This is a genomic window from Pseudomonadaceae bacterium SI-3 (assembly GCA_004010935.1).
GTDB lineage: Bacteria > Pseudomonadota > Gammaproteobacteria > Pseudomonadales > Pseudomonadaceae > Stutzerimonas.
Genome location: CP026511.1, coordinates 356514 through 378734 on the forward strand (window position 1 = coordinate 356514; position 22221 = coordinate 378734).

Sequence of the window (22221 nt, forward strand, 5' to 3'; positions counted from 1 at the left end):
GTCCTGGCCGGTAGCCCCGGCAGAGGTAAGGTGGCGGCGCGGCGAACCTGGGCAGTTCGCGCGGCGCGCAGTGTAGCCGCGGCGGGGCAGGCTGTCATGAGCCTGGAACGACGGGAGCGAGCCGGCCATCGCGGGGTGGCAGCCGGTCGGCTCGGTTGGTTTACTGCAGGATTACCCGCGCATTGACGGGCTGCAGCGGACGGTTGTTGGCCTCGCCTACAGCATCGGTCAGGGCCTGAATCTGTGCGGTCGAGGCCACCACCGGTTGCTTGAGCACCAACCAGCGAACCCCTTCGGAGCAGGGCGGCGTGGTGAGCGAGCCGCTGAAGCGGTAGTAATCCAGATCCGCCGGCAACATGTCTCGGATATTCACCGCAGTGGGGATCGGCTGCGTGTCGCCCTCCGCGGGCAAGCTGTCCCAGAGTTTCGCCAGTACCGGATTCTGCTCGCCTTCCTTGAACATCACGGCCACTACCGCCAAGTTACCTGTTTCGTCGGCATGTACCAGATGGCCTTCCAGCGGGTAGGACTGCCCCTTTATCTGGTTTTCACTGGGCATGTGGAAGTGAAACTGGATCAGCTGAAAGGTCTTTCCATCCAATGTAAGGGTGCTTCCGGGTTTGTAGGCGACCTGGACGGTATGACCGCTGTTGACGACTTCGCTCGCGCCGGTGGCATAACTGACCATCAACGGCTCCAGTTCGGCTTCGACGAAACCGTCCAGGTTGACGGGGGACTGGTTCTTGCCGCTGCAGGCGTTGAACTCAGGCGTGAGCTTCGCCCAGTTCTCCGGGCCTGTTTCACCCGAGTATTCCCAATTCGTGCCCGGCGTGACTGCCAGCGCATGGGTGCAGAAGAACAGAGTGGCGAGCGAAGGGGCAAATTTCATGACAAGTTCCTCGACTTCATAGGACGACGGCGATGTCTGCCGTCTGGTTATGCGGCTCCTGCCTGGCGTGTGGTTACACGCTGAAAAAAAGAAGCTTGCTGAGCAAGCGTTCCGAATGCTGGCCCAGCGACCCGGGCGTCATTCTTTTTTGTCGTCGCAATCCAGGCGGCGTTCTTTTCATCCGACGGGGTGCGGTTGGGCGCTGGCCGGGCGATGCGCTTTTCGCTTCCCTTTCCGGTTGGCGAACTTCACCATGCGCGCCTTGTATATGTATTGAAGCCGGAGCGACCCCATGATCAATAACGATGTAATGCGCAGCCTGCGCTACATCCTCAACGTCAATGACGCCAAGATCGCCGAGATCACTCGGCTGACGGGTTGCGAGATTCCCGATAGCGAGGCGGTGGCGTACCTGGCGAAGGAAGACGAGGAAGGCTTCAAACCCTGTCCAGATCGGATCATGGCGCACTTTCTCGATGGCCTCGTGATCTACAAGCGCGGCAAGGACGAGAGCCGGCCGATTCCACCCATCGAATTGCCGGTGACCAACAACACGGTGCTGAAAAAACTGCGTGTGGCCTTCGAATTGAAGGAAGACGACATGCACGCGATTCTTCAATCGGTCGACTTCCCCGTATCCAAGCCCGAACTCAACGCATTGTTCCGCAAGGCTGGACACAGCAACTACCGGGTGTGCGGCGACCAGCTGCTGCGTAACTTTCTCAAGGGGCTGGCGCAGCGCAGCAACTGAGCAAGCTTGCCTGTAGAGCCGTCAGGCATGAAAAAGCCCCGTTATCGACGGGGCTTTTTCGTATCACCGAGCGTTAGCTCTGGATCATCGAGATGACCTTGTCACGCAGCTGAGGATTGTTCTGCACCGCCTGGTTGATGGCGTTGTATTCCTCGATGCTCAGGTTGTTGTTTTCAACTGTCTCCATCATCTTCTCGTTGGCCTGCTGCTGCAGCTGCTGGGCTTCGGCCGGGTCTCCGGTCTTCTCCAGCTTGGCGGTAAAGTCCTGGCGAATCTCCATGATTTCACCCAGCGAGTCGGCAAACTTTTCCAGCTTCTTGTCGCTGATGTCCGACGCTTGCATCGCCGGCGCTGCCTGAGGGGCTTGTGGCTGGCTCGCCTCTTGAGCGGAAGCCTGGGAGGCACCGGCTGCCATGAACAGGGCAAACAGGCTGGTGGACACGAGGCGAGTATTGAACTTGATCATGGTGGTAGTCCTGATAGTGGAAAAGACGAACAAGCCTTTGCATCAGCCATGCCACTCACCGCTACTGTCCCTAACTGCCTGATTTAATAGAGATCCGACCATCCGTCCCGTTCGCCTCGACGGTCAGATGGGCGCTGTGTATGGTGCTAGAATGGCACATGTAGCAGTTTGGCAGCGAACCTCGACGTTGCGCGGGGCGTTGCTCCTCAAGGTGGTAATTCCTCTCGTCGCGATCATGCTCGGCTTCAGTTACCTGTTGCTGTGGACGGTCGAGCGCAACAGCGAGCGGCGTTTGCAGGAGGAGGTCGAACTGGTCGCCCGCGCCGTGCGGTTGCCACTCAGCGACAGCCTGGAAAAGCAGCACGACCGGACCGCACAACAGGTGCTCGAGTCTGTACTCGGTGTCGGCCGTGTCTATGGCGCCTACCTGTACGACGATCAGGGGGAGCTGGTGGCCTTCGCCGGTGCTATCGAGCCGGACCAAGACCAGTCCTCGATCCAGCAGCTGACCGCTGACGGCAAACGCCGTGGCGGCTATCAGCGCATCCGTGGGCGTGAGGTCTATTCCTACTTCCTGCCGTTGGAGCAGAGCGGTGGGCGCATCAACGGGCTGTTGCAGGTCACCCGCCGCTGGAACGATTTCGAGCGTGACACCCGGCAGCTGCGGGTGATTGCTGGCATCTGCGCGGCGGTGCTGGCACTGGCGGCCGTTTGCATCGTCCTGCTCGGGCACTGGTCGGCTATTGGCCGGCATCTGCATGAACTGACGCAGAGCATGGCTCGGGTTGCGGCTGGCGAGCGCAAGCACCGTGCCCCGCGCAGCGGCCCGCAGGAGATTGCCGTCCTTGGCCGGGCGCTGAACCAGATGCTCGACAGCATTGCCGATGCCGAGCAGCGCATGGCCGAGCAGAAGGCCCGCGAGGCGGAACTCGAGGCGCGTCTGCGACGTTCTCAGCAGCTCGCCGCCGTGGGCCGGTTGGCGGCCGGCGTCGCTCATGAGCTGGGTAGTCCGCTGAGCGTGATCGATGGCAAGGCCCAGCGCGTGTTGCGCAGCGAGAGCCTGGAGGATGGCCCGCGCAAAGGGCTGTTGCAGATCCGTAGCCAGGTGCAGCGCCTGAGCGGGATCGTCCGTCAGCTGCTGGACTTCGGTCGCGCGGCGGGGCGGCCACCGCGCCGCATGCCAGCTGATGTGCTCGCCCATTCCGCCGCCGCGGCGGTCGCCGACGAGCTCGCGGCCCTTGATGTCCGGCTGCAGCTCGAGGCCCCGCCTGGTCCGCTGCACTGCGAGGTCGATCCGCCGCGGTTCGAGCAAGCATTGACCAATCTGCTGCGCAACGCGGCTCAGGCCAGCCCGGGCGGGCAGGTGGTCCTGCGCTGGTGGGCAGACGCCGACAGGCTGTTGTTTCAGGTCGAGGATGACGGTCCAGGCGTCGCCGAAGAGCACCGCGCGGCTTTGTTCGAGCCCTTCTTCACCACCAAGGCGGTGGGCAAGGGCAGCGGCCTGGGGCTGGCGGTAGCGCACGGCGTCGTTGCCGAGTGTGGTGGGCGTATCGAACTGGTTCAGGGATCGCTGGGCGGTGCGGCTTTTCGTATTTCACTGGCGCTGGCCGATGAGGAGCAGGGCAATGCAAACGGATGACAGTGCGCCCCAGCGGGTTCTGGTGGTGGAGGATGACGACAGCCTGCGTCAGCTGCTGGTAGAGGAGCTGGAAGACCGCGCGCTGCAGGTGCAGGCTGTGGCAACTGCGGAAGAGGCCCTGACGCGGCTGGAGGGCTGGGAGCCGGACCTGGTGGTGAGCGACCTGCGCCTGCCGGGCGCCGATGGCATGGCGCTGCTGCGCAGGGTCAAGGCTATGCAGGCGGCACCGGCGTTTCTGGTGATCACCGCGTTCGGCAGCATTCAGCAGGCGGTCGCCGCGCTGAAAGAGGGGGCGGACGAATTTCTGACCAAGCCGCTGGACCTGGATCATCTGGGGCTCGCGGTCTCGCGCGCATTGGAAACCCGGCACCTGCGGGACGAGGTGCGGCGTTTCCAGCAATTGCTCAGCGACGACCGTTTCCACGGCATGCTCGGCCGCAGCCGGGTGATGCGCGAACTGTTTGACCAGATCCGTCAGCTGGCGCGGGCCGCCGGCCCTGTGCTCGTCATCGGCGAGAGCGGGACCGGGAAGGAGCTGGTGGCCCGCGCCGTTCACGCCGAGAGCGAGCGGGCACAGCGACCGTTTCTGGCGATCAACTGTGCCGGGCTGCCCGCCGAGCTGCTGGAAAGCGAATTCTTCGGACACGCTGCCGGGGCCTTTACCGGTGCCAGCCGCGCCCACAAGGGGCTGTTCCAGCAAGCCGATGGCGGCACCCTGTTCCTCGACGAGATCGGCGAAATGCCGCTGCCGCTGCAAGCCAAGCTGCTGCGCGTGCTGCAGGAAGGCACCATCCGCCCGGTGGGCGGCGAGCGCGAGTTGAGCGTCGACGTGCGCATCATCGCTGCCAGTAACCGGCCCCTGGAAACCGCCGCTGGCCGCGAGTCGTTCCGCGAGGACCTGTTCTTCCGTCTGGAGACCTTCATCCTGCCGGTTCCGCCGCTACGCGATCGCGAAGAAGACCGTGAGTTGCTCGCCGCCGGCTTCGTCGCGCATTTCGCAGCGCGGGACAGCCGGCCGGTGCGGGGCCTGTCGCAGGCAGCGCTGGAGCAGCTCAGGCGCTATCCATTTCCCGGCAACGTGCGCGAATTGCAGAACGCCATGGAGCGTGCCGTGACCTTCTGCCATGGCCGCAGCATTGAGCTGGAACACTTGCCGACGCGCATCGCCGGTTACCAGCAGAGCGCACCCGAGGCGCGTACTGATGACCTGCTCGGGGCCATGATCGACGGGCCTCTACTGCCGACACTGGACGAGCTGGAAATGCGCTATATCCGCCACGTGCTGGAGCGGGTCGAGGGCAACAAGCGCCGCGCCGCCGCACTGCTAGGCATCGGCCGGCGTACGCTTTATCGGCGTCTGGGCGAGCAGGAGCAGGACGACAACGGTTGATCCCGCCGAGCCGGGCGCCGGAAAGCGGCGGTGGCGGCAGCCTCTGCACCGGCAGACAGACACTGCGCCTGAGCGAGAACAGTTTGCGCGGCACCAGACGAGTTGATTGGTGGGCTAGCTGAGCTGCACAGCGGTGCGCGGCGGCAATTGCTCCAGGCGCAGTTCGGCCTGGGACAGATTGCGCACCGCTACCCACTCCGCCAATGCCGTGACCGAACGCGGCGGCGAGATCAGATAGCCCTGGAACAGATCGCAGCCGGCCTGCAACAGTGCGGATTGTTTCTCCAGGCTGTCGACACCCTCGGCATTCACCCGTTTGCCTTGGGCCTGACAGAACGCAACGATCGCCGTCAGGCTCTGCTGCATCTCCGGGCGGGTCAGTCGCTCGACGATCGCCATGTCCAGCTTGATGGTATCGGCCGGGTATTCGAGCAGCTGCTGGATCGAGGTGTAGCCGACCCCAAAATCGTCGATGGCAACACGGAACCCGGCCATCTGGATCGCATGCACCGCCGCCATGGTGTTGCTGCAGAGTTCGGTGGCGTAGGTCTCGGTGAGCTCGATCTCGATGCGGCTGGTGCAGATGTCGTAGTGTGCGGCGCGCTCAGCCAGGTAGCTGCACAGGCGGTCATCGTCCAGTTGCGCCGATGACACGTTGATCGCCAGGATGACACCCTCACCGAACAGCCTGACCAGTTGCGGATAACCGGCCAATGCGTGATCGATGACCCAGCTATCGATTTTCGGAAACAGGCCAGCACGCTCGGCGATGGGAATGAATTCGCCGGGCGAGACCGTGCCCAGCAGCGGGGAATGCCAGCGCAGCAGTGCCTCGCAGCTGACCACTGCGCCTTCACGATCCACTGCGGGCATATACACCAGGCGGAATTGTTCGTCGCCGTCGAGCGTACGTAACTGTTCCTCGATCATACGGATGCGCTGGTCGCGTTGCTCCAGCTCCGCCGAAAAAGCGACCGCGAAGTTCTTGCCTAGGGCCTTGGCCTGATACATCGCGGTGTCGGCGCGTGTCAGCAGCTGGGTGATCGAGGCGGCATCCTCGGGATAACGGGCGGTGCCAATGCTGACGCTGACCTGATAAAGACGATCCTCCACACTGAAGCCGCCGCGGCACAGGCCGAGCAACGCATCAGTGAGTTCGGGCAAGCTGTCGCTCCCGGCTGGCGACAACAGCAGGACGGCGAACTCGTCACCGGACAGCCGCGCAAAGGCCGTTTCGGTAGCCGGACGGGCCTCGCAATGGCGATCCAGCGCGCCCTGTACACGCAGGGCAAAGATCCGCAACAGCGTATCGCCGGCGTCATGGCCGTGCTGATCGTTGACCTGTTTGAAGTTGTCCAGGTCGAGGAACAGCAGGGCCAGCCGTTGTCCGCCTTGCTCGCACTTGTCATGCATGGCTGCCGCCAATATGCCGAAGTGGGCGCGGTTGCTGATGTGAGTCAGGCTGTCGGTCCAGGAGATTTCCTGAATGCGCTGCAGAGCCTCGGTGTTGCGCTCGTGCAACGTCTTCATGTTCAGCGTCAGGCGGCCGATCTCGCCGCCGTCGGTGGGCTCGTCGAGCGCAGTACGCTTGCACCGCAGCAGGTCGGTGAGCTGCTTATCGAGATGGCTGATGGGCCCGGTGACGTAGCGGCGAATCAACAACAGCAACAGGCCGCTGGTGATCAGGCAGATCAGCGAGCCGCCGATCAGGAAGGCGAGGCTGAGTTTGCGCAAGCGCTCGGCAAGGTATTGCGGAGGGGGCGTCAGCCGCGCCCTCAATGAACCCGACAGCTCGACCTCAGCGGCCAGGCGCGACCTTGCCGTGCTCGGTGTCGGGGCAATCTCCACCACAGCGCCGTAGTCTGCCTCGAGCTGGTTCTTCAGGGCGATGAACTGCTCCGGCCGCACGGCCAATTGCAGGGTAAAAGCTTCCTCGCGTTGGCTGGGCAACGGCCGGGTGGCCGAGGCCGGCAGGATGAAATCGGTGTCCAGTAGCAGCGGCCCGCTTTCGGCGTTTTCCACGTAGATCATTTCGTCGGTTTCGGCGGCCTGCTTGGCCTCTCTTACGATCCGCTGCTGGGTGGCATTCATCCTGGCGAACGGTGACAGGCTGCTTTCGAAATAATAGGCGACCTCGCCGTCCGGCTCGACGATCGCGAAAGAGACGAACGACAGACGTGCACTGGAGAGCGAGCGGATGCTCTGCTGGATGCGCAGGCCGAGGGTGTCGTTGCGGTAGGCGGTGTCCGACTCGCGCAGGAACAACAGCAGCGCCTCGCTATCGGTAATCGAATACAGCGCGCTGCGATTGAATGCCTGGTAGTCCAGAAACGCCGATTTCAAGGCCGATAGTCGTTGCGCCAGACGCGCCTGCTCCAGACCCAGCAGCGATGCGCGCTGGGTCATGTAGGCGGTCGTGGCGGCGAGCAGCTGGACGATCAGGATGACCGGAAAGATCACCAGCAGTGCGCGTTTACCGAGCCTCATGGGCGTTGATCAGGGCGCTGATGATGCGCCGCCGTGTTTGCGTCGCTTCCAATGGCCGCGTCTCGTACACCTGGCTGTTTTGCAACACCGCTTCGGGTGGGTAGATGGTCGGGTCCTGGCGTATCTCCTCAGGCAGCAGTGCCTTGGCGGCGGCGTTTGTGGTGGCGACGCCGAGCTCAGCGCTGTTCAGCGCCGCAATCTTCGGATTGTTGAGGAAATTCAGGAAGCGATAGGCCAGTGCTTTCTGCGCACCCTTGGCCGGGATGGACAGGCAGTCCACCCAGAGCAGCGTGCCTTCCTCGGGCACCATGTAACGCCAAGGTTCGCCCTCGACACCTTCGACTTCATTGAGCACCTGCTGATCACCGCTGTAGGCCAGGGCCATGTCGGCCTTGTCGAGGTAACGCTGGCTGCGTAATGACGTGATCACGTACTCGTAGGTCAGTACGGCAGGAGATTGTGCCTGCAGTAGCTCGAAGGCCGCCTTCAGCTCGTCATTACTCGAGGTGTTGATCGAGTGCCCCTGGTGCAATAGCGGGCCGGCGAGGATGTCTTCGTGGTCCTCCATCATGATGATGTGCGGCTCGTCGCGATTGGCCGGCTCGAGCAGATCCGCCCAGGATTGCGGCGGGTTGGGCAGGCGGTCGGTCCGATAGGCGATGCCGAGCGTGCCCCATAGGTAAGGGATGCTGTGCGCGCCACAGCTGTCACGCCAACGCTGGGGAACATGCTTGAGATTGGGGACTGCTTGCTCGTCGATCGGATCGAGCAGCCCGCGTTGGCCGAAGCGAGATGAGCTGATCAGCTCGGTCAGGGCAATGTCGATCAGATGGTCGGGTTTGGCCAGTACTTCGTCGCGCTTGTCACCGCTGTCGAAGTACACCTGCTCGATCTTGATCCCCGTTTCGGCTTCCCAGCGTTCGATGACCGCTTCGCTGAGGTACTCCTCCCAGTTCAGCAGGTTCAGGGTTTGCCCCGCATACGGGGCGGTCGACGGAAACAACAGGCAGGTCACCGCCAGCAGTGCGCTGCGAGCCCGGAAAGGTGTTTTATAGTTATTCATCAGGCTGTCCATCCGCTACGGCATGTCCTTTTCGGGACCGTCGCGGTGACCCCTGTTACTGCAGGTCGCCCCGACTGGGTCTCTGGCTGTGATGGAAGAATGCGATGTGTTGAGCGGGCACGCTGATGCGCGACCAGTCAGTCATCTTATCGACAGCCAGTACTGGCACTTTAATGGCGCCAGGCGAATGACGGCAACAAATTTGTAACCCTGGGCCATGCCGGTCCGATCAGCGGGCGGTGATCGGTTGTTTTCCTGGTGCTACCCGAGGGCGTGACGAGCTCTGCAGCCAGGGTGCTAATAGCTTCGTGGACAGGGGGATGAACAAGTAAGTCATCAGCGGCGTCAGGGCCAGGGTGCTGAGCAGTATTCGCATCACCAGACTCAGCTCGCCGAGCATGCCGCCAAAGACCATGTTGAACAGCAGCGAGACCGGAAAGAATGCCAGCCAGATCGCCACGCTCTGCTTCCAGCGCGGTGGTGGAGGGCTATCAGCGCCGCCAAACCAGGCGTCGATACCTCGGGCGCGTTGCTCGTGGGGTTGACCGAAGAGCTCGCCGCCGCGCTGCAGCCACGCTCGGCGCGATGCCGAATGCTCCCAGGAATCGAGTGTTTGCTCATCGGCGAAGCGGAAGACAATCTGAAATTCGTCGTCGCCAGGCGGGGGCGCCAGCACGCCGGAGCCGAGATAGCCGGGAAAGTCCGCGGCCAGCTGTTCGCCTTCGTGCAGCCAGGCGAGGAGATCGTGGTAGCGGCCATCGCGCACGCGGCGGGCCACCATCAGGGTGACGGGTTGCGTAGACATTGTGTATCTCCAGCATCAGGCCGGCCACCCGGATAGGGCATTCGGCAAACGCAGCGCCGGGGTGTTGGGCTGCGAACTTAGTCAGGCAAGGATCATGCCCTGGTCGTCAGACAGCGCCAGACCGCGTGAGGTCGGCATAGCCGGGACGACGGCGCACTATACGGAGATTTACTGCACTTGGAAGAGGCGTATGCGTCGCGGATGGTGCAAGCGGCTGCGGCCTGTTAGCCGCAGCCGGGCTGGTCAGCGATTAGCCAGTCGGGCTTGCTTGTAGAAAGGCGAGCGGGGGCCGTTGAGAATTCCGCCGTAGCGTTGCGTGCTGAGGAGGCGACCGCTGGCAATGCCAGCTACGTCATGGCTGCGATCGGTCAGGCTGTTGAGCACTTGATTGACAGCGGCGCTGACCAGCATCCCCACCAGGCCGCCCCCGGAGTTGTTCTGGTTCTCGGCAGTGCTGGCAAGCGCACTGCCTTGCCAGAGCAGGTCACCGCTGCGCAGATCGATCAGTTTGCCGCTGGCCTCAACCGCTACTTCGCTGGTCAGCACCTTGTAACTGCTGCCGTAACGGCTGACTTCGATATACAGGGCGGCATCCGCGCCGAAGATCTCGCGCAGCTTGGCTGGCGGTGCCGTGTGCATTTCGTCGGCGTTCATCAGCCCGTTCTGCTTGAAGGTTTCGTCGACCACTGCGACCGGCAACACGTAATAGCCGGCTTCCGCTAGCGGAGCGGTAACCTGCGACAGCACGCTGTAGCTGGCCTTGATGTCCGGCGAGCTGTTGATCGGAGGCAGCACCAGAATGGAAGACGGGTTGTTTCGCTCGAATGCGCTGTAATCGTATGGGGTCTGCTGCGTGGCGCAGCCGGCTGTCAGGGCGACGGCGGCAAGCACTAGTAAGGTCTTGCAGGAATGAAAACGCATCATGACTGCTTACTCCGCTACGTTGCGCATGAGGAAGTCCATGTACGCAGCGGACTCCGGGAACAGGGCTTTTTCGGTTTCGAATTGCTGGCGGACCTGGTCGGCTTTGCCGATCTCGGCGTAGAGCATGCCTAGATGTGCGTGGAAACCGGGCGGCGGGGAGCGGTCTACGGAGCGTGCTTTCTGGAGGCTGGCCTCAAGTTCCGCGATCTGCTCTTGCGGGCCGGTTTCATGTTTGAAGTGTTCGTAGACCTGCTGTTGATAGCCGTCCCAGTGATACAGCGGCGGGGTCTGGTTGCCTGCGCAACCAGTCAGCAAAAAGGCCGACAATAGGCCGGCAATAGGCCGGCAATGGCCGTTCCATGGCGTAGGTTCAGTTTCATGTGGGTCTTCCTTGAGGTTATTGCGCAGGGCGCCAGGCACCGCTGTCGACGCCCGAAACGAGATTATTGACGGCTTCGCGGATGGCCAGATCCAGTACCTTACCGTTAAGGGTGGAGTCGTAGCTGGCGGTGCCACCGAAGCCGATCACCTCGCGGTTCGATAGGCTGTACTCGCCTGCGCCCTGAGCCGAGAACACCACTTCGGACGTGTTCACGTTGACTATATTCAATGCCACCTTGGCGTAGGCGATTTGCGATTTGCCACGGCCGAGGATCCCGAACAGCTGTTGGTCGCCGACTTCCTTGCGGCCGAACTCGGTCACGTCACCGGTGACCACGAAATCAGCGCCACGCAGTTGAGCGCGTTTGTTGGAGATCGCACTTTCCTGGGCGATCTCGTTCATGTTGTCCCGGTCCAGCACGTTGAACCGATTGGACTGCTGCAGATGGGTGATAAGGATGGTCTTGGCTTGACCGCCGAGGCGGTCGACCCCGTCGGAGAATAGCCCGCGCATATAGCTGGAGCGGTTATCGAATTTGCCGACGGCGATCGGGCTGCGCTGCCCTTGGTAGGCACTGCTGGCGGAGGTGACTTTAGCGACCTCAAGGGTACGCGACTGTTCGGTAGCGCAGCCGCCGAGCAGAAGACTGATGCCGACCAAGCCGGCCATGAGCTTCTTGTTCATCTGATCATTTCTCGTGATGTGTGTTGGGTGTCGGCCTTTCGGCCTTGTTATGGATGCGGCTGCACGATCACGCTGGGTGATCCAGAACGGTACGGGAAAGAAAAAGGCAGGCGGGGCGAGGGTTTGATACAGAGCGTCCATGACTACTTGTTTCCTTGGTCCGAATGCGCGCTGAGGACAGACGTCGGTCAGCCAGACTACGGCGCGGAGTCTACAAACAAGGGTGGCACCGTGCCAGTGTCGTGGTTCGCAGTTGAATCAGCCGGGACCGCCATCCGTCGGTTCAGCAGTTCCAAGGCAGAGGCAGGGCCAGCCACTCGCCGGACGGCATCGTAAAGGTTTCGCCGAACGCTCAAGGACGGGGCGTTGCGCTTGGCGCAGAACACCGCGCGGTTCCGCCTCGGCTGAGTCTTGCGCTCAGCGAAACGCGAACCCTCGCCGGCGGTTCAGGTCCGTTGAAGGACGAGCCTGAGCCGTCGGAGCATGTCCATGCAACGTCTCACCTTGCTGTCGCTGGGCAGCATCAACGCTGATTTCCAGGTGCGGGTCGACGAGCCTGCAGGCAGTCGCGAAACCCAGCTGGCCCATGACCTGTGTCGCCTGTCCGGCGGCAAGGCAAGCAATACGGCGTATCTCGGTGCGCGTTTCGGTCACCGCAGCCTGTTACTCGGCCGCGTCGGTGACGACGAGCTGGCCGAACAGGCACTCGAGCCGCTGCGTAAGGCTGGCGTTGAGGTGGATAACGTCGGGCGAGCCGCGGGTCAGTCCACTGGCGTGTCGATGATCATGGTGCCGCCGGATGGGAAGAAAAACATCGTCCTGGCGACTAATGCCAACGACTGCTGGGACGACGCGGCCATCGAAGCCATGGCCGCCGCCATCGACGGTTGCGCAACCCCCGCCTGCCTGGTGCTCGATTACGAAGTGCCAGCGCCGGTGGTACGCCAGGCGCTGGAAGCGGCGACTCGAAAGGGCATTCAGGCGGTGCTCGACCCGTCATTCCCCGACCGGGTGGAGCAAGCGCTGTTGCCCTGGCTGTACGCGATCACACCGAACGTCTCCGAAGCCGAAGGGCTGGTTGGCCATTCGCTCGACACCCTGGACCAGCTCGCGAATGCCGCGCGTCAACTGCAGCGCGACGGGCCTGCCGTGGTGTGCATCAAGCTCGGCGATGGCGGCTGCGTGCTGACGACCGCTGATCAGACCCTGCACATCCCGCCGGGCGACGTAGAACCGGTCGATACCACCGGCGCGGGCGATGCCTTTACCGGCGTGTTCGCCGTGGCTTTGCTTGAAGGCCTTGAGCCACGGGAGGCCGCCGCCTGGGGCGTGGCCGCGGCGAACCTTGCCGTCACGGGTTATGGCTCGCAGCCCGCGTATGCCGATCGGCAACAGGTGATCGAGCTGGCGCAAAAGCTGCTCGAGAAGGCGAGGAGGCTGGATGGCTGAGCCGTACACGCGGTGCCAGATCGTCTTCGAGCATTACGACCGCGGCGATGAGCGACGGCGCGAAGCCTTGCTCGCGCTGGGCAACGGAGTCTTGTCGTGGCGGGCCAGTGCGCCGGAAGCTTCGGTAACACCCCGTGCGAATGACAGCGAACACTACGCGGGTTTCTACCGCGCCGGCTGGTATGACGAGGCGCCGCGCGAGGTCAATGGTGACTCGGTGCAGATGGCCGCTCTGGTCAACTTGCCGGACCCCTTCGGTCTCAGCTTTGCGTTAGATGATGGCGATTGGTTCAGCCTCGATAGGGTCGACCTGCAGCGCTATCGGCAAACGCTGAGCCTGGACACCGGCGTGCTCGAACGGCACCTCGAATTCGATCTGGCTGAATATCGGGTGAGGTTGCTGGAACGTCGTCTGGTCAGCATGGCGACGCCCAATCTCGCCGTGCTGCGCTGGGAGCTGCAGTTGCCGCCCGGCCTCAAACTGCGCCTGCGGACAATGCTGGACGGTGGCGTACGCAACGCTGGGGTTCGCCGCAACCGTGCCTATGAAGGACGGCGATTGCAGCACCTTGCCTTCGACCATGACGAGAAGGGCGCGGCCGCACTCAGCGCCTGGCTGCACGACCATCGCCGCCGACTGGCGATGGCGACAGAGATCAGGACGCCCGAGCAACCCCTGCAATGGCGCGCCACCCTCGATGATCATCGGTTGATCCAGCAGACGGACTGCACCGTGCCGGACAGCGGCCGGCTGATCATCGAGAAGTGCGCGGTGGTGCTGGTCGACGAGGAACGACCCGCAACCGACGAGGATGCGCGTGTCGAGGCACAGCGACAGTTGCCATGTGACGGTTATGAGCAGTTGGAACAGGCGAGCACCGAAGCCTGGCAAAGGCTGTGGCAGGGGCTCGCGCTCACTGCGGACGATCCGCAGCTGCAGCATGCGCTGCACTTTCATGCCTTTCACCTGCTGCAGACCGTGTCGCCACTCAGCGTTGGGCGTGACCTTGGCTTTCCGCCTCGGGGTTGGATGGAAGGCTATTACGGCCAGGTATTCTGGGACGAGCTGTTCGCCTATCCGATACTCGCGACCCATTGGCCCAAACTCGCGAGAAGCCTGCTCGATTACCGTTATGCGCGCCTCGACAAGGCCCGCGAACGGGCCCGTCGCGCCGGGCTGCGGGGGGCCATGTTCCCCTGGCGCAGCGCACGCACTGGAGAAGAGGAGACGCCGCCTTGGCAGTGCAACCCGATGTCCGGTCGCTGGATGGCCGACCACACCCGCCTGCAGCGGCATATCGGCTCGGCCGTGGCGTACGACGCCTGGCAGCTGTATCTGACCACCGCTGACGAGGCGTTGCTGGCCGGGCCGGTCGGTGAGTTGATCATTGAAGTGGCGCGTTTCTGGGCCAGCCTGGCGCAGTTCGATGCGTCGCGGCAGCGCTATCTGATCTGCGGTGTGATTGGCCCTGACGAATATCACAACAGCTACCCGGACGCGGCAGAGCCGGGGTTGAACAACAACACTTACACCAATCTGATGGCGGCCTGGACGCTCGACCGCGCGCAGCAGGTGCTGGCGTTGCTCAGCGAGCCCGATGCAGCCGCGCTCCGGCAACGACTGAAGGTGGAGCCGAACGAGCCGGAACACTGGCAAACGGTCGCTGAAGGGCTTTACCTGCCCTTCGTCGACGATCAATTGCTCAGTCAGTTCGAAGGTTTCGACAAGCTGGAAGCGCCATCGCAGGAGTGGTTGCACGGCGACCGGCCGCGCTTGGACTGGATGCTCGAAGCGCGGCATGACAGCTGTGATCGCTACCAGCTGACCAAACAGGCCGATGTGCTGATGGCCTATCACCTGCTACCCCGGCAGACACTGCAGCAGATCCTCGAGCGTCTGGGTTACCGGCATGACATGGCCTGCACACGCCACACCGTCGCCTATCACCTCGCCCGCATCACCCATGAGTCGAGTTTGTCGAAGGTCGTCTGCGCCGGTGCGCTGGCGGGTATCGACAGCGAGGCGTCCTGGTCCTACTACCAGCAGGCCCTGGCCACCGATCTGGGTTCGCCAGGCAACAGCGGCACTCAGGAAGGCATCCATCTCGGCGCCATGTGTGGCTCGCTCGACGTGTTGCAGCGCCATTACCTCGGGGTTCGTCTGGAGCTTGATGGCCTGTACATCTTTCCCTCGCCACCGCCGGAGCTGCAGCAGATAGCGCTGTCGCTGGTGTTCCGGCAGGCGCGCCTGCATCTGCAACTGGCTGACGGCTCGCTGTGGGTTCGCGCCGCCCATGAAAACTCGGGTTCGGTGCCGCTGCACTATGCTCAAGGCAGGTGCCAGCTGGGGCCGGGCGAGTCGCTCGAGATCGCCATCCCGCCGGCGCAGGGTCGCTCGGCAACGCATTGAAACACGCCAGTACGTCGATCCAGCGGAACGTCCAGTCCAGAGCCCGTTCCATAACAGAACGTGCCAGACAAGGAGACGCAGTGATGATGGAGGTCGGAAGCGCTCGCCGATGGCTGGATGGGTTGGGCTGGGTGGTGATCTATGCGTTGGTCTGGGCACTCTTCAGCGAAGGTGGCGGATGGTCGCTGGGCGTACCGACCATCCTGTTGGCCGCAGGGCTTTCAGTCTGGTTAGGGTTGCGGCCCTGGCACCCGTCGCTGCGGGCGCTGCCTGGGTTTGTCGGTTTCTTTCTCGGCAGGATGGCCGCTGGTGCCTGGGATGTGGCCGTGCGTGCGGTTCATCCACGCCGTCCGCTGCAGCCCGCGTGGCTCGACTACCCGATTGCCAGCCGTTCGCCTCAGGTGCGGCTGGTGCTCTCTGCGCTGGTCGGCCTGCTGCCCGGCACCCTGGCCTCGCGGGTGGAGGGAGACCAGATGCGTGTGCATGTGCTTGATGAGCGCCAACCGTGGAAACCCACCGTGAGCGAACTCGAACAGCGACTTGAGCAGCTGCTGGTGCGGGGGCGCTCGCATTGATGGCGGTGTACGCGTCCCTGCTGCTGCTCACCATCATCATTGGGCTCGGCCGCGTGGTGTTGGGGCCGGGTCGGGTGGATCGGCTGCTGGCGATCCAGCTGTTCGGCACCACCGGCACGGCCTTGCTGTTGGTGCTTGCTCAATGGCAACACCAACCGGCGCTACGTGACGTGGCGCTGCTGCTGGGGTTACTCGCAGCGGTCGCAAGCGCCGCGCTGGTGCAATTGCTGCGCAGGGGCCGACATGACTGAGCTGCTGCTGGATGGCCTCAGCTGGCTGCTGCTGATTGGCGGCCTGCTGTTTTTCGTGGCGGGCAGTATCGGTCTGCTGCGCTTTCCCGACACCGTCAGCCGTCTGCATGCGTTAACCAAAGCGGACACCCTGGGCCTCGGGCTGGTGATTGCCGGCCTCTCGCTGCGTGCCGACAGCCTCTGGGAGGTCGGGCAGATGGTGCTGATCTGGCTGTTGCTGCTGGCCTCCAGCGCCACCGCCTGCCAGTTGCTGGCGCGACAGGCAGGTGAGGAGCCACGCGATGACTGAATGGCTGTTCGACGGCGTGCTTGGCCTGCTCCTGTTGGGGCTCGCCTTTGGCGCGCTGCATGGTCGCAACCTCTACACCAGCGTGCTGCTGTTCATCGCCTTCGGCCTCGCGCTGGCGTTGGTCTGGGCGCGCCTGGGCGCAGCGGACCTGGCGTTGGCCGAAGCGGCGATTGGCGCCGGGCTGACGGGCGTTCTGCTGTTCACCGCACTGGCGCGCCAGCCCGGGCCGGCGGATCTGCCAGATGCCACCGGTACGCGACTGCGCCTGGGCGCCGCGGCTGTGGTGCTGCCAATGCTGATCCTGCTGGTGCAAGGGCTGGCGCCACTGAGCGAGATAGAGCCGCGTATGCCGGCGCTGATCACACGGCATCTGGATGAGACCGGTGTCAGCCACCCGGTAACCGCCGTGCTGCTGAACTACCGCGCCTGGGACACGCTGCTGGAACTGGCCGTCCTGCTGCTGGCGCTGCTTGGTGCTCGGCAACTGGGGCCGCGACCGCTGGATCTGGCGGAGCCCTGGCCGCTTCTACGAGCCTGGGCGCGGGTGCTGGCCCCGCTGCTGGTGCTGGCTGCCGGCTACATTCTTTGGCGCGGAGCCAGTGCGCCAGGTGGCGCCTTTCAGGCTGGGGCGCTACTGGCCTCGGGTGTGGTGCTACTGCGCTTGTCGGGCTTGGTGCCACGGTTGCGCTGGTCATTCACGCCGTTGCGCTTGTTGGTGCTGGGCGGCCTGCTGGTGTTTATCGGTGTTGCGTTGATGACCGCCTGGCTGGGCGAGGGCTGGCTGACTTACCCACGCGGGGCGGCCAAGCTGCTCATCGTCCTGATCGAGAGCGTAGCGACCCTGTCGATCGCTGCGAGCCTCAGCCTGCTGGTGGTGGGTGAAGGGGAGGATGTCTCCTCATGAGCAGCAGCCTGTTCTGGATGATCATCGGTGCCACGCTCTGGTTACTGGGCCTGCACGGCCTGCTGACATTGCGTCAGGCACTGCGCCGGATCATCGCCTTCAACCTGATGGGCAGTGGTGTGTTTCTGGTGATGATTGCCCTGGCGGCGCGCAGCCAGCCGAGCGATCCGCTGCTGATAGCACTGGTGGTGACCGGGCTGGTGGTGGCGGTCAGCGCCACCGCCCTGGCGTTGCGGTTGGCCGGCGTGGCGCAAGGCCAAGAGCACTCAAAGGGCCAGCAGGAGCCGCGACAATGAATGCGGCGTTGCTGAGCCTGTCCCTACCGCTGCTTGCAGCTCTGCTGCTGGTGTTGCTGCGGCCGGCTCGCAGTGGCCTCTGCGTGATCTTGATGAGCGCCGCCAGCCTGATTGCCGCGGCGTTTGCCTTGCAGCAGGCGATCAGCCTCGGGCCGCAGCTGTTGCAGATCGGCGGTTGGGAGACACCGTTGGCGATCCGATTCCAGCTGACCCCGCTCACCGCGCTGCTGATGGTCTTTACCGCCGGCCTGCATCTGCTGGTCGCGCTCTACGCAGCGCGCAGCCCGCACGCCACTGGCAACGAGGATTACTGGCCGTTGTCCTGCCTGTTGCATGCGTCGCTGGTCGCACTGTGGCTATCGGCGGACCTGTTCAACCTGTACGTCACGCTTGAATTGCTGAGCCTCTGTGCCGTGGCGCTAGTGGCACTGGCCGGGCGCAAGGCCTATCGACCGGCCTTCAACTACCTGATGCTGTCGCTGGCGGGGTCGCTCGCTTACCTGTTCGGCGTGGCGTTGTTCTATGGCCGCTACGGCGTGCTCGATGTGCTGGTGCTGGCCGAGCTGACCGAGGCCGACAACACGACCCGGCTGGCGCTGCTGCTGATGAGTGTCGGGCTGATGCTCAAGGCGGCATTGTGGCCGCTGCACCTGTGGCTGCCCCCGGCGCATTCCGGCGCACCGACGGCGGTCAGCGCCTTGCTCTCCGCGCTGGTGGTCAAGGGACCGATCTATATCCTGTGGCTGATCTGGAGCCAGATCGCGCCACCGGAGCTGGGGCGTCAGGCCGGGTTTCTATTCGCCGGGGCCGGCATCCTGGCGTTGATATCTGGCGGCTGGTCGGCGCTGCGCGCGCCGCGCCTGAAAATGCTGGTGGCCTATTCAACGGTTGCGCAGCTGGGCTATGCGCTGTTGGCGCTCGGCCTGCTGCTGCACTGGCAGGAGCCGCGAATGGAGGCAGCGTTGTGGCTGTTCATCCTGGCGCATGGGCTGGCCAAGGTGTCGATGTTCCTGGCTGCCGGTGAGCTGCAGCGGGTGCTGGGTACGCGTCGGGTACGTGCGTTGAAAGGGGCCAGCCAGAACATGCCGGTGGCCATGGCGACCTTCGCTGTCGCCGGTGGCAGCCTGATTGGTCTGCCGCCCAGTGGAGGCTTTCTTGCCAAGTGGCTGTTGCTGCAGCCGCTGTTCGAGCAACCGCAGCACTGGCCATGGGCTTTTGGTGTGCTGCTCGGCACGCTGATGTCGGCGGCCTATGTGTTCCGTGTGGTGGCGCTGGGCTTCGATCGTGCACGGCCCAACCCACCCAGCGTCAAGCCTGATCCCGTTGCGCAATGGCTGGCGATGCTGCCGGCGCTATTGGTGCTCAGCCTGGCGCTGATCAGCGAGCCCTTGCTGCTCTGGCTCGATGGGGTGGCACGATGAACTGGACCCATTGGTTACCGCTGGCCATCGTGCTCAGCTCGCTGGTGCCGGGCCTTCTGATCTTCACCCTGCACGAAGACCAGCATCGGTTGCGGGTCACGCTCAACCTCTGTGGCGTGGTGATCAAGCTGTTGCTGGTGGTGGCGATGATCTATGGCGTGAGCAAAGGCCTGGAGTTTCGCTTCAGTCTGCCATTCCTTCCCGGCGCGCCGCTGGTGCTGCAGGGCGATGCGTTGTCGCTGTTGTTCGTCGCACTGTCGTCGGTGCTGTGGCTGGCCACTACCATTTACGCCATTGGCTACCTTGAAAATTCTCCGTTGCAGTCGCGCTTCTTCGGTTACTTCAGCCTTTGCGTGAGCGCCACCGTAGGCCTCGCGCTGGCGGGCAATCTGGTCAGCTTTCTGTTGTTCTACGAGATGCTGACCTTGGCGACATTCCCGCTGGTGGTGCATCGCGGTACGCCCGAAGCGCTGCGCGCCGGGCGCGTCTATCTGGCCTACACCGTGGGCGGTGGTGCATTGGTATTGATGGGCGTGGCGCTGCTGCATGGCCTGGCTGGCGGGCAGGACTTCCAGCCGGGCGGCTACTTGCTGCCGGCGGTGGGCGAGCACGACCTGGCATTGCGCGTCGCCTTCGTCCTGCTGGTCGCTGGGCTTGGGGTCAAGGCGGCGCTGATTCCGCTGCATGGCTGGCTGCCAAAGGCGATGGTGGCTCCGGCGCCCGTCAGCGCGCTGCTGCATGCGGTGGCCGTGGTCAAGGCCGGCGCGTTCGGGATTATCCGGGTGGTCTATGACGTCTATGGCGCCGAGGCGATGGGTCAACTGGACATGGCCGGGCCGCTGCTCTGGCTGGCCGCGGCAACGATCCTCTATGGCTCGATGCGCGCTCTGCAGCAGCAGGAGCTGAAGAAGCGCCTGGCCTACTCGACCATCAGTCAGGTGTCCTACGTGACGCTTGGCGTTGCGCTGCTCGGGCCGATTGCGGCGGTCGGTGGGCTGGTGCATCTGGTCCATCAGGGGCTGATGAAGGTCACGCTGTTCTATTGCGCGGGCAATTTCGCCGAAACCCTTGGCATCCATCGTGTTCGCGAAATGGACGGCGTCGGCCGGCGCATGCCGCTGACCATGACTGCGTTCAGTATCGGTGCGCTGGGCATGATTGGCATTCCGCCGATCGCTGGCTTCGTTAGCAAGTGGGCGCTGGGCATGGGCGCGCTGGAAGTCGGGCAGGATTGGGTGCTGCTGGTGTTGATGGGCTCGGCGCTGCTCAACGCCGGCTATTTCCTGCCGCTCCTTTGGCGTGGCTGGTTCGCCGAACCGGCTGACTGGCACGAAGACAACTGGCGCGAGGAGCGCTGGGAAACCCACTGGATGTTGTTGCTCCCCGCGATCTTCACCGCCTTTTTGTCAGTGCTGGTGGGCGTGCTGGCCGGCACGGCGTTGAGCCCGCTGGGCTGGGCGCAATTGATCGTCAATCGGGAGTTCGAGATATGAGCGGCGCCTGGCTCTGGATGTTGGTGCCGCTCGCGCCACTTCTGGCCGCGGGCTGCCTGGCCATCTGGCGCGAACGGGCCATCGGCTGGCTATGGCTGGCCTGTATTCCAGCGCTGGCGCTGGTTGCTCAGCCCGTTCCCTTGCTCGAGCTGCCGATGCTCTGGGATGGCGTGCGCTGGGGTGCCAGTGATGACCTCAGCCGTGTCTGGCTGGGCTTCACCGCGCTGCTGTGGGGCTGTGCAAGCGTGTTCGCCAGCAGCAGCCAGAAGGATGACGCTCATCGGCTTCGCTTCTGGACCTTTTGGCTGCTGGCGCTGGCCGGCAACCTGATGTTGATCATTTCGACCGACGCGTTGAGTTTCTATCTGGGTTTCAGCGCCATGAGCCTCGCCGCGTATGGGTTGATCGTGCATCGGCGTGGGCCCGGCCCCCGTCGCGCCGGACGGCTGTACCTGCAACTGGCCATCTGCGGCGAAATGGCTTTGCTCGCTGGGCTGATGCTGCGCAGCCACGACGCGGACGGCGATTTCTCCTTCGCTGCCTGGCAAACGCTGCCCATGGATGGCCTGACGCTGGTCCTGTTGCTGGCGGGACTGGGGCTCAAGGCCGGTTTCTGGCCACTGCACGTCTGGCTACCCCTGGCCCATCCGGCAGCACCTGCACCGGCCAGCGCGGTACTGTCCGGGGCGATGCTCAAGGCCGGTCTGCTGGGCATTTGGCGATGCTTGCCAGAAAGCGATCCGTTGCTGTCGAGCTGGGCGGACGTGTTGCTCGCCATGGGCATCTTCGGCGCCGTTTACCCGGCACTGCTCGGGCTCGCGGCAAGAAAGGCCAAAGCGGTGCTGGCCTATTCATCGGTCAGTCAGATGGGCTATCTGGTGATGCTGCTGGCGCTGGCTTGGCGACATCCCGAGCAACTTCAGGCGATGACCGTCGTGCTGATGCTCTACGGCGTCCATCACGGCCTGGCCAAGGGGGCGTTGTTTCTCGCGGCGGGCTTGATCCATGCCGGTCGTCTTCCGCGCATCGGCTGGGCGATTTTGGCACTGCCGGCCCTGGCGATCGTGGGGTTGCCGCTGACCAGCGGCGGGGCAGTCAAGACAGCGTTGAAAGACGTCTGGCATGCCGGTGAGTTTGAAGGTTGGCTGGTCTGGCTGAGCCTCAGCAGCCTGACTACCGCCCTGCTTTTGATTCGCGCGCTGTGGTTGCTACGCCAGGATGCCCGCGATGCGCCCGCGAACCGTCCACCGCTACCTCAGTTGTTGCCCTGGGCGTTGCTCAGCATCAGCTCGTTACTCTTGCCCTGGCTGTGGCCCGCCCTGCGCGAGCCGATGCTGCATGGCCTTTATCCTGGGGGCATCTGGGCCGCACTATGGCCGCTACTGCTGGCGTCGGTTTTGGCTGGCGTGGCCTTGAAAAGGGGCTGGAAGGTTCCGGCACGCCTGGCGAATCTACCCAACCCGGCGCTGACGCTCTCGCTGCGACTCCGGCGTCTGGTATTACGCCCACCGATGGCCGTTCCAACCCTCCATCCGAACACCTCGCGCTGGCGGCAACGGGAGCGCCGCTGGAACCGCTTCTGGAGCACCGGCGCACTCACCATGAGCGCCTGGTTGCTGGCCGCTTTGCTGTGGTTGGGTTGGTTGTGGTGAC

At 63.8% G+C, this 22221-nt stretch carries 21 protein-coding genes; 13 read left to right on the forward strand and 8 right to left on the reverse strand.

The window, feature by feature from the left end:
* Positions 1-160: 160 nt before the first annotated feature.
* On the reverse strand, positions 161-889 hold the full coding sequence (locus C1896_01690) for a carbonic anhydrase (GenBank protein ID AZZ43743.1): 729 nt from the start codon (positions 887-889) through the stop codon (positions 161-163).
* 292 nt (positions 890-1181) lie between these two features.
* Between C1896_01690 and C1896_01695 the strand changes: the two genes are divergently transcribed.
* Complete coding sequence (locus C1896_01695) at positions 1182-1640, forward strand: DUF1456 domain-containing protein (protein AZZ43744.1); 459 nt, start codon at positions 1182-1184, stop codon at positions 1638-1640.
* A 73-nt stretch (positions 1641-1713) separates the two neighbouring features.
* Here the strand turns inward: C1896_01695 and C1896_01700 are convergent, their stop codons facing one another.
* A complete protein-coding gene (locus C1896_01700) occupies positions 1714-2106 on the reverse strand; it encodes a DUF4168 domain-containing protein (protein ID AZZ43745.1) in 393 nt (130 codons plus the stop codon).
* A 151-nt stretch (positions 2107-2257) separates the two neighbouring features.
* Here C1896_01700 and C1896_01705 point away from each other — a divergent pair, with 151 nt between their 5' ends.
* Positions 2258-3745, forward strand: a complete 1488-nt coding sequence (locus C1896_01705; GenBank protein ID AZZ43746.1) for a two-component sensor histidine kinase — start codon at positions 2258-2260, stop codon at positions 3743-3745.
* The gene (locus C1896_01710; protein AZZ43747.1) at positions 3717-5135 is read left to right on the forward strand and encodes a sigma-54-dependent Fis family transcriptional regulator; all 1419 of its coding nucleotides are present in this window, start codon (positions 3717-3719) and stop codon (positions 5133-5135) included. The genes C1896_01705 and C1896_01710 overlap by 29 nt, the downstream gene beginning before the upstream one ends.
* Positions 5136-5249: 114 nt before the next feature.
* On the opposite strand, the gene C1896_01715 is transcribed toward C1896_01710, so the two are convergent.
* The 6 genes from C1896_01715 to C1896_01740 form a co-directional block, all read right to left on the reverse strand.
* Positions 5250-7622, reverse strand: a complete 2373-nt coding sequence (locus C1896_01715) for a GGDEF-domain containing protein (protein AZZ43748.1) — start codon at positions 7620-7622, stop codon at positions 5250-5252.
* The gene (locus C1896_01720) at positions 7609-8685 is read right to left on the reverse strand and encodes a spermidine/putrescine ABC transporter substrate-binding protein (protein AZZ47483.1); all 1077 of its coding nucleotides are present in this window, start codon (positions 8683-8685) and stop codon (positions 7609-7611) included. Before C1896_01720 ends, C1896_01715 begins: the two co-directional genes overlap by 14 nt.
* 229 nt (positions 8686-8914) lie before the next feature.
* Complete coding sequence (locus tag C1896_01725; GenBank protein ID AZZ43749.1) at positions 8915-9490, reverse strand: antibiotic biosynthesis monooxygenase; 576 nt, start codon at positions 9488-9490, stop codon at positions 8915-8917.
* Between the two features lie 243 nt (positions 9491-9733).
* Positions 9734-10414, reverse strand: coding sequence for a hypothetical protein (locus C1896_01730; protein ID AZZ43750.1), 681 nt, complete (start codon positions 10412-10414; stop codon positions 9734-9736).
* Between the two features lie 6 nt (positions 10415-10420).
* Positions 10421-10753, reverse strand: a complete 333-nt coding sequence (locus tag C1896_01735) for a DUF4810 domain-containing protein (GenBank protein ID AZZ47484.1) — start codon at positions 10751-10753, stop codon at positions 10421-10423.
* A gap of 58 nt (positions 10754-10811) precedes the next feature.
* On the reverse strand, positions 10812-11480 hold the full coding sequence (locus tag C1896_01740) for a hypothetical protein (protein ID AZZ43751.1): 669 nt from the start codon (positions 11478-11480) through the stop codon (positions 10812-10814).
* A gap of 489 nt (positions 11481-11969) precedes the next feature.
* On the opposite strand from C1896_01740, the gene C1896_01745 reads away from it, so the two are divergent.
* From C1896_01745 to C1896_01790, 10 genes are all read left to right on the forward strand, one after another.
* On the forward strand, positions 11970-12929 hold the full coding sequence (locus C1896_01745) for a ribokinase (protein ID AZZ43752.1): 960 nt from the start codon (positions 11970-11972) through the stop codon (positions 12927-12929).
* The gene (locus C1896_01750; GenBank protein ID AZZ43753.1) at positions 12922-15339 is read left to right on the forward strand and encodes a glycoside hydrolase family 65 protein; all 2418 of its coding nucleotides are present in this window, start codon (positions 12922-12924) and stop codon (positions 15337-15339) included. Before C1896_01745 ends, C1896_01750 begins: the two co-directional genes overlap by 8 nt.
* Before the next feature lie 83 nt (positions 15340-15422).
* On the forward strand, positions 15423-15914 hold the full coding sequence (locus C1896_01755) for a sodium:proton antiporter (GenBank protein ID AZZ43754.1): 492 nt from the start codon (positions 15423-15425) through the stop codon (positions 15912-15914).
* Complete coding sequence (locus C1896_01760) at positions 15914-16165, forward strand: portal protein (protein ID AZZ43755.1); 252 nt, start codon at positions 15914-15916, stop codon at positions 16163-16165. Before C1896_01755 ends, C1896_01760 begins: the two co-directional genes overlap by 1 nt.
* Positions 16158-16454, forward strand: a complete 297-nt coding sequence (locus C1896_01765) for a cation:proton antiporter (protein ID AZZ43756.1) — start codon at positions 16158-16160, stop codon at positions 16452-16454. The genes C1896_01760 and C1896_01765 overlap by 8 nt, the downstream gene beginning before the upstream one ends.
* On the forward strand, positions 16447-17358 hold the full coding sequence (locus C1896_01770) for a sodium:proton antiporter (protein AZZ43757.1): 912 nt from the start codon (positions 16447-16449) through the stop codon (positions 17356-17358). Before C1896_01765 ends, C1896_01770 begins: the two co-directional genes overlap by 8 nt.
* Positions 17355-17654, forward strand: coding sequence for an NADH:quinone oxidoreductase (locus C1896_01775; GenBank protein ID AZZ43758.1), 300 nt, complete (start codon positions 17355-17357; stop codon positions 17652-17654). Before C1896_01770 ends, C1896_01775 begins: the two co-directional genes overlap by 4 nt.
* Positions 17651-19075: an NADH-quinone oxidoreductase subunit J gene (locus tag C1896_01780; GenBank protein ID AZZ43759.1), complete on the forward strand. Its 1425-nt coding sequence runs from the start codon at positions 17651-17653 to the stop codon at positions 19073-19075. The genes C1896_01775 and C1896_01780 overlap by 4 nt, the downstream gene beginning before the upstream one ends.
* Positions 19072-20568, forward strand: a complete 1497-nt coding sequence (locus C1896_01785; protein AZZ43760.1) for a proton-conducting membrane transporter — start codon at positions 19072-19074, stop codon at positions 20566-20568. Before C1896_01780 ends, C1896_01785 begins: the two co-directional genes overlap by 4 nt.
* Positions 20565-22220 carry a sodium:proton antiporter gene (locus C1896_01790; GenBank protein ID AZZ43761.1) on the forward strand — a complete coding sequence of 552 codons (1656 nt, stop codon included), beginning with the start codon at positions 20565-20567 and terminating at the stop codon, positions 22218-22220. The genes C1896_01785 and C1896_01790 overlap by 4 nt, the downstream gene beginning before the upstream one ends.
* Position 22221: the final 1 nt, after the last annotated feature.